Below are 14,901 nucleotides of genomic sequence, written 5' to 3'. Positions count from 1 at the left end.
GCCGACCTGTCATACCCCTGACAACGACCCCGGCCGCCCGCAGTCACAAGAACATCCCAAACCATCAACTACCTAGATCAGATGCCCTCTAAGCGCCATCCGGGCGTCGACGAGCTGCGGGCCGTGCTCCAGCGTGGCCCAGTGCGGATGCATGGACACCTGGATCGACGGTTCCCGGATCCGCGCCCACAGGTCAGCCTCACGGGCGGCCTGCTCGGGAGTGTATCCGGGACTGTCCTCCCGCCCCGGGGCTACCTCTTCGGTGTGCGGGTGCTTGGGCCCTGGCCAGCCGGGCGCCGGCTCCACGGACCAGGGCAGGGCCCGGCACAGCGTCCGGTATTCGGCCCACGCACGGTGCAGCTCGGTCTGGGCCGTCTTGAGGTCGTTGGGGAAGTCGTGCTTGCTCACGCCTGAATAATACGTCTGTTCGATTTCTGAGACTGGTGTGACGCCCCGGCCTGCAGTTACGGTCACCCCAACGGCGCAGCACAGGCGCTGCCCACAGGGAGGGGAGCATCCGGCTGGGGCGTCACCACTGATCCGGAGTGGGGTATGGAGGGCGATACCGGCTGGGTCTGACCCGCCATCCCCTTGAGGCAAAACCGAGCCGGTGACCTCCATGGCCGCCGGCTCGACGCGTACCAGATACCGGCCAGCCGCGTGGGTCCGGCATGCCATGAGGGTCCGGCGCCGTCGACACCCTCGCGGTCGGAATCGGGTCCGGCTTCGGGACTTTTCCGCGGGCGAGCTGGCAGGCGGCGTTGAAGCTGTTCAGGGGGCAACTGTGCGGTCGAACTTCGTGACGCGCAGCTTCACCTCGGCGGTCTCAAGGGTGGTGGGAATGCCGCCATAGGTCGTCTCTCCTGGCAGAACACCGATGGCGGTCTCGGTCCCCTTGGCGACACGGACACCCTGCGTGTCGAGGGCCTCCCAATCCCACGTGTAGTTCACTTCTTCCGAAGCGCTGTTCACGATCGTCCACGCGATCCAGATACGGTCGGCGCCGAAGGCCCTTCGGTCATCGATCTCGAAGCTCTTCAGATCCGCTCGCTCGTTGCCCGGCTTCAGCGACGGCGCCGCAGACCGTGTCTCCTCGACGGGAACAGACCTGGTCGGAAGCGGAGGCGCCGACGACCGTCTCTTCTCGGGGGGAACGGACGCGGTCGGAGTCGATGCCTCACGCTCCTGCGTCCGTACAGGATCGGCCCCTTCTGCTCCGGAGTCACAGGCGACCCCGCCGAATGCGAATACACCGATAGAAAAAGTGACAAGAACCCCACGGAAACCATACATAGGCGAAAAGGTACAAATGAATGCCCATGTCGACGCTTGAACATGCCATGTCCGCCTGACCAATCCGGAGACACCTGTCAGACCGCAGGCAGCGAGGTGGGCGTATCTGCGGAGGCGCCGACGACCAACCGGAGCACGGGCCCGGTCAGCTGCACCAGTCGTGCCCGCCGCCGCGGCAGCCGTACAAACCGGAATCGGGACGGCGACGACCAGGCCGCGCGGGTGCAGGGTGATGTCGCCGGTGAGAATCCGGCCGCGTCCTGGGAGCGGCGGGCGTATTCAATGGTCATCGGACCGGAGCATGGGCTTGGCCGCCGGCCTCTTCACTCCAGGAACCTGTGCGCACATACCCCAGGCGTCGTACGACTGCGTCGCGTTGCACGAGAGTGAGCGGCACCTCCGGGTGGTCACGCACCTCGGTGTCGCTCACCAACACGCGGCCGGTGGCGTCGTGTACCTCGAATACGTCGCCCGCCGGCCCCACGGGGTCGGTCGGGTCGGGGTACATGAGCACCCTGTGCTCGGTGGACGCGTCGGGGTCGACTTCGGGGTGCGTGAACCGCACGGGCTTGCCCAGCGACCGGGCGTAGGTGACCTCGGCCCGGGTGCTGTCGCCGACGTAGTCTCCGACCACGAGCACCTCATCAGCGAGCCGAATCTTCGCCCGGTGCAGATCGTCGAGCCGAACCTTCAGCGCCGCAGCCTCGACCGGGTCGGACCAGAGCGCGTGGGGCGACTTCATGTCGATGCCCGGCTTGACGACGATCTTCCCGGCGTGGGTCTCCCGCACATCGGCCTCGGCCATCTCGGTCATGAAGCGGGTGGAGCCGCAGATCACGACGATACGCGGGAGGCCCAGCTGCTCCTTCGCCTCGGTGAGCTTCTCCTCGGGGGTGAGCGGCTGCGGGTACGGCACGGGTTCCTCCTGGTGGTGTGGTCGAAGGACTGCTTGCGGAAACGAGAACGAGGGCGCACTCGGCCTGGACGCCCCGGGCGGCGGCAAGGCCGCTTCCCGTACTGGGGTCATGCGGCGGTGCGTTCGGCGCGGGCGCGGCGGATGGCGGCGTCCTGGACGGCGGAGGCGGTCTCGCGGGCCTGGGCGCGGTAGTCGTCGAAGGCTTCGCGGGCGTCGGCGGGGATGCGGGAGGGGTCGCCGCCGTCGGGCGCGGCGGGGCGCTGGTGGGCGGGGTCGACGGCGGCGCGGTGCGCGTCGAGGGCGAGGCGGTAGCCGACCGATGCGGACTCCCGAGTCTTCACCGGCCCGGCCGGGGCCGCGGCCGCGCCGGTGGCGGGCCGGTCGGCGGCCGGGGGCGGGGTGGTGTCGACGGCGCCGGGCGGCAGGACCCGCAGCGCCTTCACGGCGGAGGAGCCCACGTGTTCGTTGGTGGTGGCGATGATCCGGGCGGTCAGTAGGCGGAGCTGGGTGGCGTAGGCGGGCGAGTCGGGGCGCAGGTCGAGGCGGCCCGCCTCGGGGTCGTAGCCGGTGGCCTGGACGTGGGCGGGCAGGGTGGGGAGACGGCGGTGGCGATGCCGGGCCACTGGGCCAGGACCGTGCCGCCGGCGGCGGGCATGTCCCACGCGCGCTCGGCCATCAGGTGCTGCAGGACGGCGGCGAAGCCAGCCGGGTCGCGGCGGTCGGGGAGCGCTGCGTTGGGCCGGGGGCGGCGGCGGGGTGCGCGGGTGGCCTGCTGGCCGCGGGCCTTTGCGGCGGCGCGGGCCTGGTGTAGGGCGATCCGGGCCAAGCTGGAGCCAGCACCGGGGTTGGCACAGGGCGGCCAGTTCACCGCTTCCGGCGCCGGCCACGAAACCAGATCCAGCCGCGCCCTTCGAGAGAGGGGCTTGACGGCGGGCCGATAAGTCAGTCGACCTCGACGTAGACGGCGAGGACGATTGCGCCGCCAACGGTGGGGCGTGATCGGCCGCATCCGCGGTTTTCGTTGGCCAGCGTGAGGCTCAGAGACGGGTGCTACGCGCGGTGATCTTGACGGCCGGGGTAGTACACCGTGACTTCCGCCAGCTCCGGATGCTCCTTGAACAAGAGCTTCTTCAGCACGGAACGTGCTTCGCTGAGGGCCTTGCATGCCTGGTCCAGCTTCTTCTCGGGGATCCCCTCTTGCCCGGATCGGGGGTACGCGTTGGCGAGCTGAACGGAGCGCATCTGCAGGTCCTGCTGGATGCTGGTGAGGGCCTGGCCCATCTCCGTGTGCGCTTCAAAGGTCAGTCTGGGCTTCATGGGGCGATCTTCCCCCGAAATAAGCCGAATTCGAGGGAGATCCGTCATTTTTCCTGGCGACTTGCGGGATCCCGTTTGCCAGGTGGCCTCGACCGCCAGGTGCAAGACCACCAGCTGCCGCACCTGCGTGCTACTCCGGGGTGGCCTCTCCGCGCAGCGCTTGGCCGACGTGGGCCAGCCTCAGCCGGACGGCGCGGGCGATCGTGTCCCTGTCGACGCCCCGCTCGTGGGCGCCGCGCATGGCGGCATTGCAGTGGGCGACGAGGCCACGCCGGCGGTCACGATCTGACAGACGAGACCACTCCCCCAGCTTCAACTTTCAGCCGTCACCTTCGCTGCGGTGTGGGCGGCCCAGAGCAGTTCCTGGTGGTCGTCATCCAGGTCGCGCGGGCGTCGGCTGCCGACGGGGGTCTGGAAGAAGACGACGGTGCCGTTCACGATGCCGAAGCCGCCTCCCAGAAGTTCAATCATCCGGGTGGCCACGGGGTTGGGCTTGTGAGTCTTGTGGTCTTCGAAGACAGGGACCAGGGCGTCGAGGGTGGCGGAGCCGTCCAAGGGAAGGGCTTCGGGCATGCCACCGACCGTATAGCGCATCTCCTGCTCGGTAGCGGTCTGGATGGCCAGGTCCCCAGTGGGTGTCACGGCGGCGAAGGTCACGGCTGGGGTGGTGTCGGGCTTCTTCTTGCCCTCCATGAAGTCGGCCAGCCACTTCTTGGAGTCGAACCTCGTCCAGCCGTCATCAGGCGCGTCATCAGGATCGTGGCTCAATTCCTGAGCGTCGCGGCTGTTGATGCGTTGGTGGATGGCCCTGAAGCGGGCGAGCGCGGCGTCGGCCTCTTGCCGCTCGGCGAGGAAGCGGACTGCGGTGCTGTGCGTGGCCGGGCGGGGGACTGAGTTGGGCACGCTGTAGTGCGGCACGGGCCGGTCCTTCGCGAACCCGATACGTCGCTTGAGGTTCGTGACGGAGGCGGAGGATACGGCGCCGGGCTTGAGGCCGGGGGTTCGCTGGCCCCAGGCGGCGGAGGCGGCGGCTGCGCCCCAGGCTTCGGCGATCACCTGCTCGAGAACGTAGCCGTTCTGAAGGGCTTCAAGGGCATGCTCGTAGGCGTCTGGCAGGCGGTGCTCGGGGATGGGGAGCTCGTTGTAGCGGTCGGTGAGGAGGCCGTTGAGGTAGTCGACGGCCATGCCGGCCTCAAGCGACTGGACAATCTTGGTGACGGCGTCGGTATGGTCGGCTAGGTACTTGCTCAGCTGGTCGACGGCTGCGGTGGCGGCTTCATGGGTGGTGGGCCCGAGCCAGCGAGGGAACGTCCAGCAGACGGCGTCGACGTACATGGTCTCGGCCTGGTCGTCCTCGTTGTACGTGAAGCAGGCGGTCGTGGCCGGCGTAGTGGCGGCGATCCAGTGGGCCTGGAACATGTCGCGGAACAGCTCGATGTCGGTGCTGGTGGAGGCGGTGACGGTGTAGCTGAGGTTCTTGAGAGGCCCGAAGGACTCCAGGTCGTTGCGGAGGATGATCTCTGCGAGGGCGAGGAGGCCGACGGCTTGGTGAGGGGTGGGGTAGCTCAGCGGCTCGTCCGCGTGCAGGCTGCGTCCCAGCCAGGCTGAAGCGCTGTCGATCTTCCGCTTGTCCGCGGCGGCGGCTCGCTCCTGCTCGAGAGCTTTCTCGGCGGCGGCCTGGGCCTGGGCAGTCGTGCGGCAGTCTTGGCAGACCGCTCGGGCGGGGATGGGCTCGAGCGGGAAGTCGTCGTTCCAGAGCCGGGTCGCGGTCATCTCTGAACGGTTGGCCACCGTGATCGGCATGGTGCAGCTGGGGCAGACGACGGTCAGCAGGGAGACCCGGCAGGACGTGCGGGCGGTCTGGGAGACGAACGTGGTCTGACCGATCTGGGCGACGTTCCGGGCCCAGGTGCCGGGCTGAGTGAAATCCCAGTAGGCCCGGCACAAGGCTTTCGCGTCGTCGGTGATGCCATCGTTGAAGTGCAGCTCGATCAGAGGTGCTTCAGGGGTGGGTAGAAGTACCCGTTCGCCGACCGACGGCTCGCCTGAAGGAACGTGCTTCTGCTTCGTGACCGCCGCTCCTGCTTGCTTGGCCTGCTGCCGCTTCCGGCGCCGGTCACGCTTCCCCATAGCGTCCCCTCCTGCTGAGTGGACGTCAGGATATCGAGGTGGCTGGCGGCCAACCTGAAAACCGTGCGTCACTTGGGGCGAATGGCTAGAACAGAGCGGGTCCGCCGTGCCCAGCAAGCTCGGGATGTCGGGCAGCAAGTTCGGCGTGAGGGTAAACGTCCTTCTCTGCGGCCAGCAGCTACGGCCGACCGTTCTCGGGGGAAGCGTTCTGGCGGCGAGGACGGTCGGCAATTTGGGCCGTGTGGGCGAGGACGATCGCGGGCGCGCTGGAGTCGCGGCCCTCGTTCATCCACCGGTGCGCCGTGTGCAGGGGCGTGCGACATCCCCGTATGCTCTTCGCGCCGTTATGGCTGGTGCAGAGCCGGTGCCGGTTGCTGGTACCACGGTGCCGAAGGGTGGTGCGAGGCCGACTAGGCGGGCTACAGCCTGGTGAGAGGCATGGTTTGTCCGGGTGAGGTGGTCGCCTTGGCGGAGGTGACCGTCAGCGGGAAGGATCCAGGGTGACAGCGGGGGCACTTCGCGGCGCGGCAGCGACCTTCGGGGTCTTCCTCGCTGATCCAGCGGAGTGAGACTTCGGGCCCGTCGCACTGCCCGCACCAGGGAGGCAGCGATGACCGGGCTGAGGGCGCCGGCACCGAGCCTGGCACAGGTTCAAGTACCGGTTCCGGTGTGCGCGAGAGAAGAGGTGGTTCTGCTGTGATCCGGTCGCGGATGGTGGCCGCCTCGAGAAATCCGGACGCCAGCCGGATCAGCGGGGCCGCCCGGCGGCGCTTTCCGGATTGCAGGAGTCCGTGCGCGGTCTGAAGGAGCTCTTCGGCTGCCACCAGGTGCTCGTACGAGGAGGCCATGGGTTCACCTCGGCGGGATCGAGCCGGCCCCGCCCATGCGGCGGGCCTGGGGAGGCTGAGGGATGCGTGAAGGTGTCGCGGCGCGCTGCCGGCGTAGATCGTCGGCGACGCAGAACAGGCACCGGGGGCCACCCGCAGCTGCCGGGTCGGTGGGCGCTCCGGGATGACGGAGGCACCCTGATGCCGACCGGGGCCGGGACAGTTCACGGGCGATGATGAACGCGCCGTGTAGGAGGTCCGCCATCACGACGAAGTCTCTTTCGGACGACCTGAGGTGAAGTTCGAAGCTCGCGTCGTTGACCCTTTGCATCCGGTCCAGTAGGCCCTCACGGGTGTAGGGCGGTGGTGGCACGTCCCACTGGATCAGGGCCTGGGGTGCTCCCGCGCGGGCACTTGCGTTGCCTGCGCGCCGGTGGGTGTTGCACAGCAGGCACTGTCCCCATCCGGCGGGGGCCTCGGGATCGATAGGGCCCTTGGGGTGGGAGGTGCAGTTCGTGGAGTCTTTGGAGGGCGCCAGGTTCCGCGCTGTCGCGAATGCTTGGTAGAGGGCGTCCGCGATGGCTTCGAACTCTGCGGGATCGCCGTGCTCAGGAAGGGCGCGGATGTGGTCTCCGGCGCTGGCCAGTTTGGTGCGGAGCTCGGCCAACAAGGGGGGCCGTTTGGTCGGAACCCGGTAGGTGGAGTCTTGCGGATTGTGCACGAGGGCACTAGACCGCACCTGCTCTGCGGTATTCCTCTCTGTTGCCGGAGGGTTGCTCCTTCCGGGCGAAAAGATCACCCGCTGGTGGGTAGGCCGTTGTGTGAGCGGTGACTCAAGTCCTGAGCTTGGATCGTCGCGTTGAGAACGGTGGCCGTGGCCATCAGGCCGGCGGACGGAGGGGCAGGACAGTGGGAGATCGTTCTCGGGAGGGGGAAGCGGTGGATCGGGTCGGCGAAGGGCAATGGAAGCCTGGGGCGCGTGGTGAGGCACCGGTCTCTGCCGCGGGCGGTCGTGCAGGTCTGCCTCGGCCGCGGCTGCCGTCTCCGGAGGAGATCGAGGCTGCTCGGACCCCGCGAGGCGGCTGGACTCGTGCGCAGCTGGCCGCCTGGGGTGTCCCGTGGCCGGCCCCGAAGGGATGGAAGCAGCGGCTTGAGCGGGAGTGGCGAGCTGCGGGCGGTTCCGCTTCGGCGTCTCCCGTCGGCTTCATGACGCCTCCGGCCCGTCCTCCTTCCGTGCAAGAGGCTCTTCCTGGGTCCTTCGGTGACGCGGTTGCGGTCGAACGGCCCCAGGCGTCTGGTCTCGATGAAAGGCGGGGCAGGTGTCCCGACTGCGCCATGGAGGTACTGAAGTACCAGGTACCGACGGGAAAGTGGATCTTGGTCGACCCGGATCCGATCACTCATTCTGTGCGCCCTCACGTCCCGTCCGACGTGCTGTGGACTATCTCGGAGGGGGTGGCGGTGAGCCCTGACCAGCATGGGACCGGCCCGTGGTGGGTGTGGCACCACCGCACATGTCGGGCGGTGAACCCGGCCGCCGCCAGTCTGTTGCAGTTGTGGCGGGCGCCGGCGCGAAGCATGGAACCGGCCGCGCCGGTGGTGCCTGAGCCGATGCCCATGAGGGTGGTCCCTGTACGCCCAGAGCTCGACCGCTCCGATGTGATGGCGAAGGTTGCCTGCAGTCAGTGCGGGGCTGTACGGGGGTCACCGTGTACGACGCCCCGCGGCCGGACGAAGAGCGGGATGCATCGCGAACGCTGGGCTGCTTACCCCTGGTGATCGTCCGGATCGTCCGTGGCCTGGGCCGGCAGGATCGCCGCGGCAGTTCGCTGGATCACTCGTTGCCGGTAGGTCTGCACGATCCCGCTGATCTGCTCGAGGTCGTCGAGGGCGACGGCGTCGAGTTCGGTGTCGAAGCGGTTCCGGTCGCCGGCGGCTCCGTAGGCGGTGAGGGACTGGCGAAGTTCGGCCAGGGTGCGCATGGCAGGGACTGTCGGCCAGAGGAGAGTGACGAGCTGCGCTCCTGGGGTGGAGCTGAGGTCCACGCGGGCCTGCACGGTGCGCAGGTCGGTGCGGTGGAGGGTGAGGACCGGCTTGCAGGCGTCAGTCAGCACGGACGCGGGGTGTTCGGCGGGGAAGGCCTCCAGGAGGGAGCGGGAGGTGTCGGGGGTGGTGGGCAGGGCGGTGGTGAACAGGGAAGGCACGCTGGTCCTGAGCATCTGGACGGCCCGCAGCAGCTCTTCCGCCGGCGTGGGGGGTTCGTAGTCCAGGTCGTCGATCGGGTCGTACCGGTCCACGTAGGGGTATTCGTCGGGGCGCATCCGTTCGTAGTCCTCGACGACGAGGAACCCGAACTCCTTTCCCCGGTGCTGTGCCTGAAGGCGATCGTTGATACGAGATGACGTGGGGTGGGCGAGGGTGTCCACCAGCAGCAGAGGCGGTACGTGCGGCGGCCGACGCAGGGTGCACAGCAGTGTGGGGATGCCGGCTTCGGCCGCGTAGACGGCAAGGTCGGTCCCCAGGGATGTCTCAGGGGTGCCTCGTTCCACGACGACTCCGACCTTGTGCCGGTAGATGAGCTCGGCGATGGCGGAGAAGGACTCCCAGGGAGTGGGGATGGGGTCTTGCGGGTCACGCGACGTCTGGGACTGCTCGTCGAATGATCCGATGGTGCTGGTCAACAGGTCCTCACTCCGAGAGCTCGGGGGCAGCGTTCCGCCGGCGGGTCAAAGGCAGACACTGCCCAGCCGGGATCCCGGGCATGCGCAGGTCACCAGGCAGATGATCCGGAAGCGGTCTGTCCCCACCGGCGGTGGACCCGGGCCCTGCGCTTCTCCACCCGCTCGCACTCCCAGCACCGCCAGCCCTCAGGCTGCTTGCCCACGGTCGAGTGCCAGCACCCGGGAGTCGCACACAGGGCCTTGTCTCCGGTCGGGCCGTCGTGGATGACGATGTCCTGCCCCACCGGTGCGCGCTCGTAGCCCTCAGGCCGTTCGGTCAGGATGTAGTCGTCGTGCAGCAGCGGATGGAACTGGATCAGCTCGAAGGTGACGTGATCCGGGGCGCCGGATTCGAAGTGGTCGACGCACTGCTGCTTCCACCAGCGGCGCAGGAAGGTGAAGTCGTTGACGACCCACGCCCACATCCGGCCGCCGGTGAGGTTGAGGATTTGTTGTCCCTGCCGGCCGGGAGCGTAGGGGATGTCAACTTCCTCCCACTTGCCTTCCTCGACGTCGAAGACACCGTTCTCGCAGCGCTCCTGCGTCCCGCTGAAAGTCGAGATGCACCGCAGTTCATGGACCTCGCACGGCGCCAGCCTCAGTGTGCCGTGGTAGGAGATGACATGCCGTACTTGCTGGGCCTCGTCCGGATCGGGGGAGGCGACCTGCTCCTCGATGACAGGCTCGATGTACGGGGCGAACTCACCGCGGTCGATACGTCCGCGCATGCGCACGGCCAGACGGGCCACCACATCCTGCAGCTCTTCGGGGAGATCAGGATGCTCAGCGGCCGGGCAGATCGCCGGGTGCGGGATACGGCAGTACCCGGTGAAAGGATCCCGCCCCGGGTAGGCGACCCCCTTGGCCAGGTGCCACTGCATCCTCTGGGGAACTGGCCCCGCCGGAAACTCCGGGGACAACGGGATCCGAAGCGAGTCATACCGCTCGAACCACTCAATCGGTGTATCGCAGTACTTGCAGCGGTCTGCGGCCAAACGCCGCAGCAAGCGAGTCTGGTTCGAGCGGTGCAGGTGCATGGACAAGGCTGTTCCTCGATCCGGTACTGCGGGACAGCGCCCGCGAACGTGAAGGATATTCCAGGGCGTTCAGCCTGAGGGCCCGTCCGGCTTCTCATGTCACACCACGAGCGGAAGGGGCCGGCCTAGCTTTCGGCACTGCCGAAGTCCACTGCGGGCGGGGCCCGTGGGACGGCGGGCCGCGGTGGCTGTCCCGCAGATTCACGTCCCGACCACCTCGCCGGGCAGTGCACGGGCGGCGTACTCGGCCAGTCGCTGCGCCCGTGAGTCTGACGCCGTCGCCTTGGCATCTCGCGTCGGGTTCTGACCGCTCAGCTGGTCGAGACGGACGGCCAGAAGGTGTTCGGCCGTCCGGGCACGGGCCTGCTGAGCACTCTGCCGTGCGGCCGCGATCACGTCTGCCTCGCTGGCGTCAGGCCAGTCCCAGCGACGTGCCCGCTCGGTGGCGTAGACGCGGTCCGCCTCGGCCGTGGCCTGCTGGCTGGCCGCAAGGGCCCTGAGCGCCGACTGCCGGATCTGCGGAACGATCTCCTTGAGCACTTCCAGCTCCGCGTACGCGATGACGTCCCGCACCGTGTCCTGCTCCCCCGGCGTTCCGCTGGGCACGTGGGCGGTGAGGAACCGCTGCCGGGCCTCTCCCATGAGCACACCGAGGATCTCTCGGGTGTCGCCGACCGCTCGGCGGGTGCCCTCGCTATCCGCAGGATCCACCGCCGCGGCGGACAAGGATTCCGCCTCGGCCAAAAGCTCCTGGGCGGCACGCCGGTAGCGGCAGGCGTCGCACCGCCCGTCGGCATTCGCCCGGCCGCACTCCTCACAGGGCAGTACCCGACGCGCGGCCGCCTCGGAGTCCGCTCGCTCCCGCTCTGCCGCCGCACGGGCCTCGGCCTCCGCACGGGCCGCAGCCCGCCGAACCTGCTCAGCCTGGGCCTGCTCACGGCGATACACGTAGTCGGCAGCCTCGACCGCGGCGTACTCGCGCATCCGGGCCTCAACGACGCGGCGCCGCTCGTACTCGTCCAGGCCGGGCATCTCCTCAGCGACGGTCGACGTGATCCGGGCCCGCCAGGCCCGCCGCGAGTGCAGCACGTTGGCGCAGTTGTCGCAGTCGGCCCCTGTGTCGAGCCGGGCGCCGTCGTCACACCGCACATCCGAGCACGACGGCCGGCGCACCAGCCCGCGGCGGGTGATCCAGCCGAACGGGCGGGCGATCAGGGCCTCGCCGCCGGTCTCCTCGAGCCGGGACGTCAGCCGGGCGGCCAGCGCCGACGGGGCCTGCCCCGACCACTCCAGCACCTGGCGCAGCTGGGCGAGCTCCGCCGTCGCGGCCTTCACGACGTTGTCCTGCTGCCAGCGGTTCAGCCTCTGCCACAGCCAGGACACCGGCGTCAGAGCCACCCGCAGATCAAGATCGGCAGGAAGCTCCGACCGCCCCTGCGGCTGCGTCTTTCGACCACCCACGACCGTCAGCCGGGCACCAGCACCAGCGGCGACGCCGCCTGCCTGCTCCTGCTCGTCGACCGGTGACTCCTTGGGCTTTTCACCGCGAAGCGGGCCGACCTCCGCCACCGGCGACGTCGAACCGGCAGCGGCGTCATCGCCGTCGTCGGCCTGGTCCTCGCTCGCGCACGCGCGTCCCGGCCGACGACCGTCAGCTCCACGGCCTTCGCCGGAAAAGCCACCAGCGAGCGAGAGATCAACGACGGGAGTAACCAGGTGAGGGTGGTCAGTGTGAAGGGTTGCCGCAACGTCGGGGTCTGCAACATCCGGCTCATCCGTCACCGGCACGCTGCTGACCTGCGATTCCGCTTCCGTCCCCGGAGCCTCACTAGGCCCTGCCGTAACGTCGGGGTCTGAAAAATCGGGCTCCAGGTCCTCCGCGCGGTCCTCCTGGAGGTCGTCGGCGACCGTGCGGCCGTGCGCGGCGGCGACCGCCGGCACCATCAGCCGGGACCGGTTCGGCATGCCAGAGCCCGTCTTCAGCCGCACCCGCAGCACCAGCTCCCGGGCCTCCAGGCGCTCCAGCACCCGCTCCCCCGCCGACGCCGTGCACCCGAGCAGCCGGGCCACCGTCGCCGCGGCACGGCCGCGCCGGGTATCCACCGTCCCGCCGCACTGCCGCACCCGCCCGGTCTCCCGCGCCTCCAGCACCAGCAGCAGCAGCGCCAGACGATCCGTCGCCGCACCCCGACCCGTACGCGTACCGATCAGCCCGGCCGGGGTAATCCGGCCGTCCTTGTGCTTCCAGCCCGGCGCCATCACGGCCTCGAACAGCCGCTGGAGCGTCGCGTACTCCTTCTTCGCCAGATTCAGCGGGTGCCCGACGACGTCCTGCGCCGCCCACAGAGGCAGCACCTTGCACTCCAGGCCGATGTCCTCGCAGTACTCGCCCTTCTCGGTCTCCACCGACACCACACCCGAGCGGCGCAGCCCCGACACCACCTCAGACGCCGTGTACGACGCGGACATCCCGATCCACCGGCCCAGCTCCGAGGTACGGATCTTCACCACGCCGTTCTCCGACGGCGTCCGCGACGTCAGCACCAGCACCGCCAGACGCACCGCGTCCGACGCGCCCTCCAGGCCCGCCGCATCCAGGAGAGAGCGCACCGCACCACCCAGACGCGCACGCGCGTCGCGACCGAGCGACAGCGGATGACCCGCAGCCCGCTCCGGGACCGGCCCAGCCTGCGCCGGAACCGACCGAAGCCGGCGACGCGAGGTCTCGCTGGCGGACACCGTGCGGGAGCGCGGAAGCACGCCGGCCGACGCCGCCACGGCGCTCATCGAGCACCCCCGACGAGCGTCACCGAGGAAGCGCGGACGGAGAGAGGTGCCGGGGCGGACAAGGCGGTGCAGGCGATAAAGGCCGTGGGGTACCAGCCAACCCGGACACCCCCCTGGCGGGCGAAGCGAGGGCTGGGTACGGCGGCGAGGGAAGCGATCATCTTGGCAGCCTGGACCGGCCGACCTGTGGACAGAGGCCACGAAGCCCCGATTGCCCCCAGCGCTCCCGCACGGCGGGCAACGACTTCGGATCGCGTCCCGCCACACAGGACGACGCTCGCGCGGACACCGCCGCTGAGGAACGGCCGGACAGACCCAGCCGAAACGATCAGCTCGTCGCTTCCTGCAGGAAGAGCCACTTCCTGCCCAAAAGCCGCGAAGTGGTGGATCAAGGACGCTTGTCCCGACGCGTGAAAATCGCCAAAGGCGCGAAGCCTGCCAAAACGGGCAGGGCTCGACTTTTCAGGGGACACCAGATCGGGCACTATGAGGACGTCCGCCTCTCTGTATCTCCCGGCGTATCGCCGGATGGATGTTTCAGCAGGTGGGTGCGCCTGCTCCGTGAGGAGCGGGACGTGCACCAACCGGGACTGGAGAACTTCTCCTCTCTTGGTGGTCGATCGCGAAGCCCCTGTGGTGGGGGTCTCGCGGGATACGCACAGCGGGTGCTGCGCGGCTGTGGTGGCCGTGGTTAGTGGCCGGTGGTGCGATTGGTGAATCTGGCTCGATGAGCCGAAGCTCAGGACCGGTTGCATCCGGGACTGAGCGTTGACCTGGACGTGAGTCCGGTCGAGACGGGGCCTGCGCGGCCGATGTGGTGGTTAGTCCGCAGAGACAGCGCGTGGCCATGGCGGTTACGTCACGCCGACCCCCTCGCAACAGAGGTGGAGTCGGCGTGCCCGAAAGCGGGCGAAAGGTCAGCCCTCATTCGGTTCTCCTTGAGCAACTTCAGGGTGTTCCTCAGCCAGCCGACGGAGTAGCTCCGCGTATTTCAAGCGGTTTCCTCGGTGGGGCTGGGTATGGCCGGCTTCCCATCGCACGACAGCAAGCCGCTTCACGCCGATGGCCTCGGCGACTTCCGACTGGGTGAGATTCGCGGCGATACGCAACTGCTGCCGGATGTGGGGCGGGGGCAACGTGTCAGCATCCACCAGAGCATCGACTCGACGCAGCGGATCTGGCACGACAGCCTCCATCCCATTCAACGGTTCCCAAAAAGATACACCATTTGATCTCTGAGCGGCAGGCGTCGTTGCCGCGAGAGGATTGCTGCGCGTTGGCGACTGAAGTCCGGTCCCGTAGCTGAAAAGCAGATCGGCCTTGTCGTGTTCATCTGCGGCCGGGGCATCAGGTCCCCTCAACGGGCGGTGGTCTGAGAAGGGACGGACCACGTGCTGCGGACGAGGTCCTACGACCCGGGCGCTGCAGAGCACGGAGAGGGCGTATCCCGTGGACGATTCCGAAACTTCATAGAGCGACGCAAGTGCTCGCGGCGACGGCAGTGGACTACCCACGGGGTAGGTTCCATCCTGAATGCGCGCGAGAACTGACTGTGCGACTGCCCGCCAGAACGGATCCTTCGGGCGTAGGTGGCGGGCATTGACCCAGTCGGCAATGCGGCTGGTGCCGTCGTACTTGGGGCTTTCTGTCCGAATCGCTTCAGCTTCGACAGCTTCGGCCGCCGCGCGGTCGTCGTACCACCTGACGTCTCTGCTCTTTACCAGGTGCCACCAGAACTTCTGGCGCTGGTGATCGGCGAAGCGCTGCTTGAGGGCCATGGTGATGCCGACGTACAGAAGGCGCTCTTCGGCGTAGTACAGCCGGTACACCGCGGTACGCGCCTCGCGGACTCGCCTACGAGGGTCGGTCTGCAT

The 14,901-nt window shown here is 68.5% G+C and carries 10 protein-coding genes and 1 pseudogene; 1 reads left to right on the top strand and 10 read right to left on the bottom strand.

Going from position 1 to position 14,901, the window contains the following annotated elements; translation table 11 throughout:
• Positions 1-72: 72 nt before the first annotated feature.
• The 6 genes and pseudogenes from AB0E19_RS35890 to AB0E19_RS35865 form a co-directional block, all read right to left on the bottom strand.
• Complete coding sequence (locus AB0E19_RS35890; RefSeq protein ID WP_362188482.1) at positions 73-408, bottom strand: hypothetical protein; 336 nt, start codon at positions 406-408, stop codon at positions 73-75.
• A 363-nt stretch (positions 409-771) separates the two neighbouring features.
• Positions 772-1,293 carry a hypothetical protein gene (locus AB0E19_RS35885; protein WP_362188479.1) on the bottom strand — a complete coding sequence of 174 codons (522 nt, stop codon included), beginning with the start codon at positions 1,291-1,293 and terminating at the stop codon, positions 772-774.
• Between the two features lie 529 nt (positions 1,294-1,822).
• Positions 1,823-2,209: pseudogene (locus AB0E19_RS35880) on the bottom strand (hypothetical protein); the annotation flags it as partial.
• Positions 2,210-2,316: 107 nt separating this feature from the next.
• Positions 2,317-2,832 (bottom strand): DciA family protein, encoded by a 516-nt coding sequence (locus AB0E19_RS35875; RefSeq protein ID WP_362188476.1) that lies wholly within the window; start codon positions 2,830-2,832, stop codon positions 2,317-2,319.
• Between the two features lie 427 nt (positions 2,833-3,259).
• Positions 3,260-3,526, bottom strand: a complete 267-nt coding sequence (locus AB0E19_RS35870) for a hypothetical protein (RefSeq protein WP_362188473.1) — start codon at positions 3,524-3,526, stop codon at positions 3,260-3,262.
• 312 nt (positions 3,527-3,838) lie between these two features.
• Positions 3,839-5,656: a hypothetical protein gene (locus AB0E19_RS35865; protein WP_362188470.1), complete on the bottom strand. Its 1,818-nt coding sequence runs from the start codon at positions 5,654-5,656 to the stop codon at positions 3,839-3,841.
• A gap of 2,033 nt (positions 5,657-7,689) precedes the next feature.
• On the opposite strand from AB0E19_RS35865, the gene AB0E19_RS35860 reads away from it, so the two are divergent.
• Positions 7,690-8,262 carry a DUF6083 domain-containing protein gene (locus tag AB0E19_RS35860; protein WP_362188467.1) on the top strand — a complete coding sequence of 191 codons (573 nt, stop codon included), beginning with the start codon at positions 7,690-7,692 and terminating at the stop codon, positions 8,260-8,262.
• Here the strand turns inward: AB0E19_RS35860 and AB0E19_RS35855 are convergent.
• The 4 genes from AB0E19_RS35855 to AB0E19_RS35840 all read right to left on the bottom strand — a co-directional run bounded on the left by AB0E19_RS35855 (position 8,250) and on the right by AB0E19_RS35840 (position 14,901).
• Positions 8,250-9,164: a hypothetical protein gene (locus AB0E19_RS35855; protein WP_362188464.1), complete on the bottom strand. Its 915-nt coding sequence runs from the start codon at positions 9,162-9,164 to the stop codon at positions 8,250-8,252. The genes AB0E19_RS35860 and AB0E19_RS35855 overlap by 13 nt on opposite strands.
• A gap of 89 nt (positions 9,165-9,253) precedes the next feature.
• Positions 9,254-10,240: a DUF6083 domain-containing protein gene (locus AB0E19_RS35850; protein ID WP_190223678.1), complete on the bottom strand. Its 987-nt coding sequence runs from the start codon at positions 10,238-10,240 to the stop codon at positions 9,254-9,256.
• Between the two features lie 201 nt (positions 10,241-10,441).
• A complete protein-coding gene (locus tag AB0E19_RS35845) occupies positions 10,442-13,027 on the bottom strand; it encodes a hypothetical protein (RefSeq protein WP_362188460.1) in 2,586 nt (861 codons plus the stop codon).
• 917 nt (positions 13,028-13,944) lie between these two features.
• On the bottom strand, positions 13,945-14,901 hold the full coding sequence (locus tag AB0E19_RS35840; protein ID WP_362188456.1) for a GntR family transcriptional regulator: 957 nt from the start codon (positions 14,899-14,901) through the stop codon (positions 13,945-13,947).

Source organism: Streptomyces sp. NPDC047974 (assembly GCF_040653375.1).
GTDB lineage: Bacteria > Actinomycetota > Actinomycetes > Streptomycetales > Streptomycetaceae > Streptomyces.
Note: the sequence above shows the minus strand (reverse complement) of the source record. Positions and strands in the feature narration are given on the sequence as shown.

Coding starts and splice junctions, on each gene's coding strand:
- AB0E19_RS35870 (WP_362188473.1), bottom strand. CDS start 3,526: ATGAAGCCCAGACTGACCTTTGAAGCGCACACGGAGATGGGCCAGGCC.
- AB0E19_RS35860 (WP_362188467.1), top strand. CDS start 7,690: ATGACGCCTCCGGCCCGTCCTCCTTCCGTGCAAGAGGCTCTTCCTGGG.
- AB0E19_RS35850 (WP_190223678.1), bottom strand. CDS start 10,240: ATGCACCTGCACCGCTCGAACCAGACTCGCTTGCTGCGGCGTTTGGCC.
- AB0E19_RS35845 (WP_362188460.1), bottom strand. CDS start 13,027: ATGAGCGCCGTGGCGGCGTCGGCCGGCGTGCTTCCGCGCTCCCGCACG.
- AB0E19_RS35840 (WP_362188456.1), bottom strand. CDS start 14,901: ATGCAGACCGACCCTCGTAGGCGAGTCCGCGAGGCGCGTACCGCGGTG.
- AB0E19_RS35865 (WP_362188470.1), bottom strand. CDS start 5,656: ATGGGGAAGCGTGACCGGCGCCGGAAGCGGCAGCAGGCCAAGCAAGCA.
- AB0E19_RS35885 (WP_362188479.1), bottom strand. CDS start 1,293: ATGTATGGTTTCCGTGGGGTTCTTGTCACTTTTTCTATCGGTGTATTC.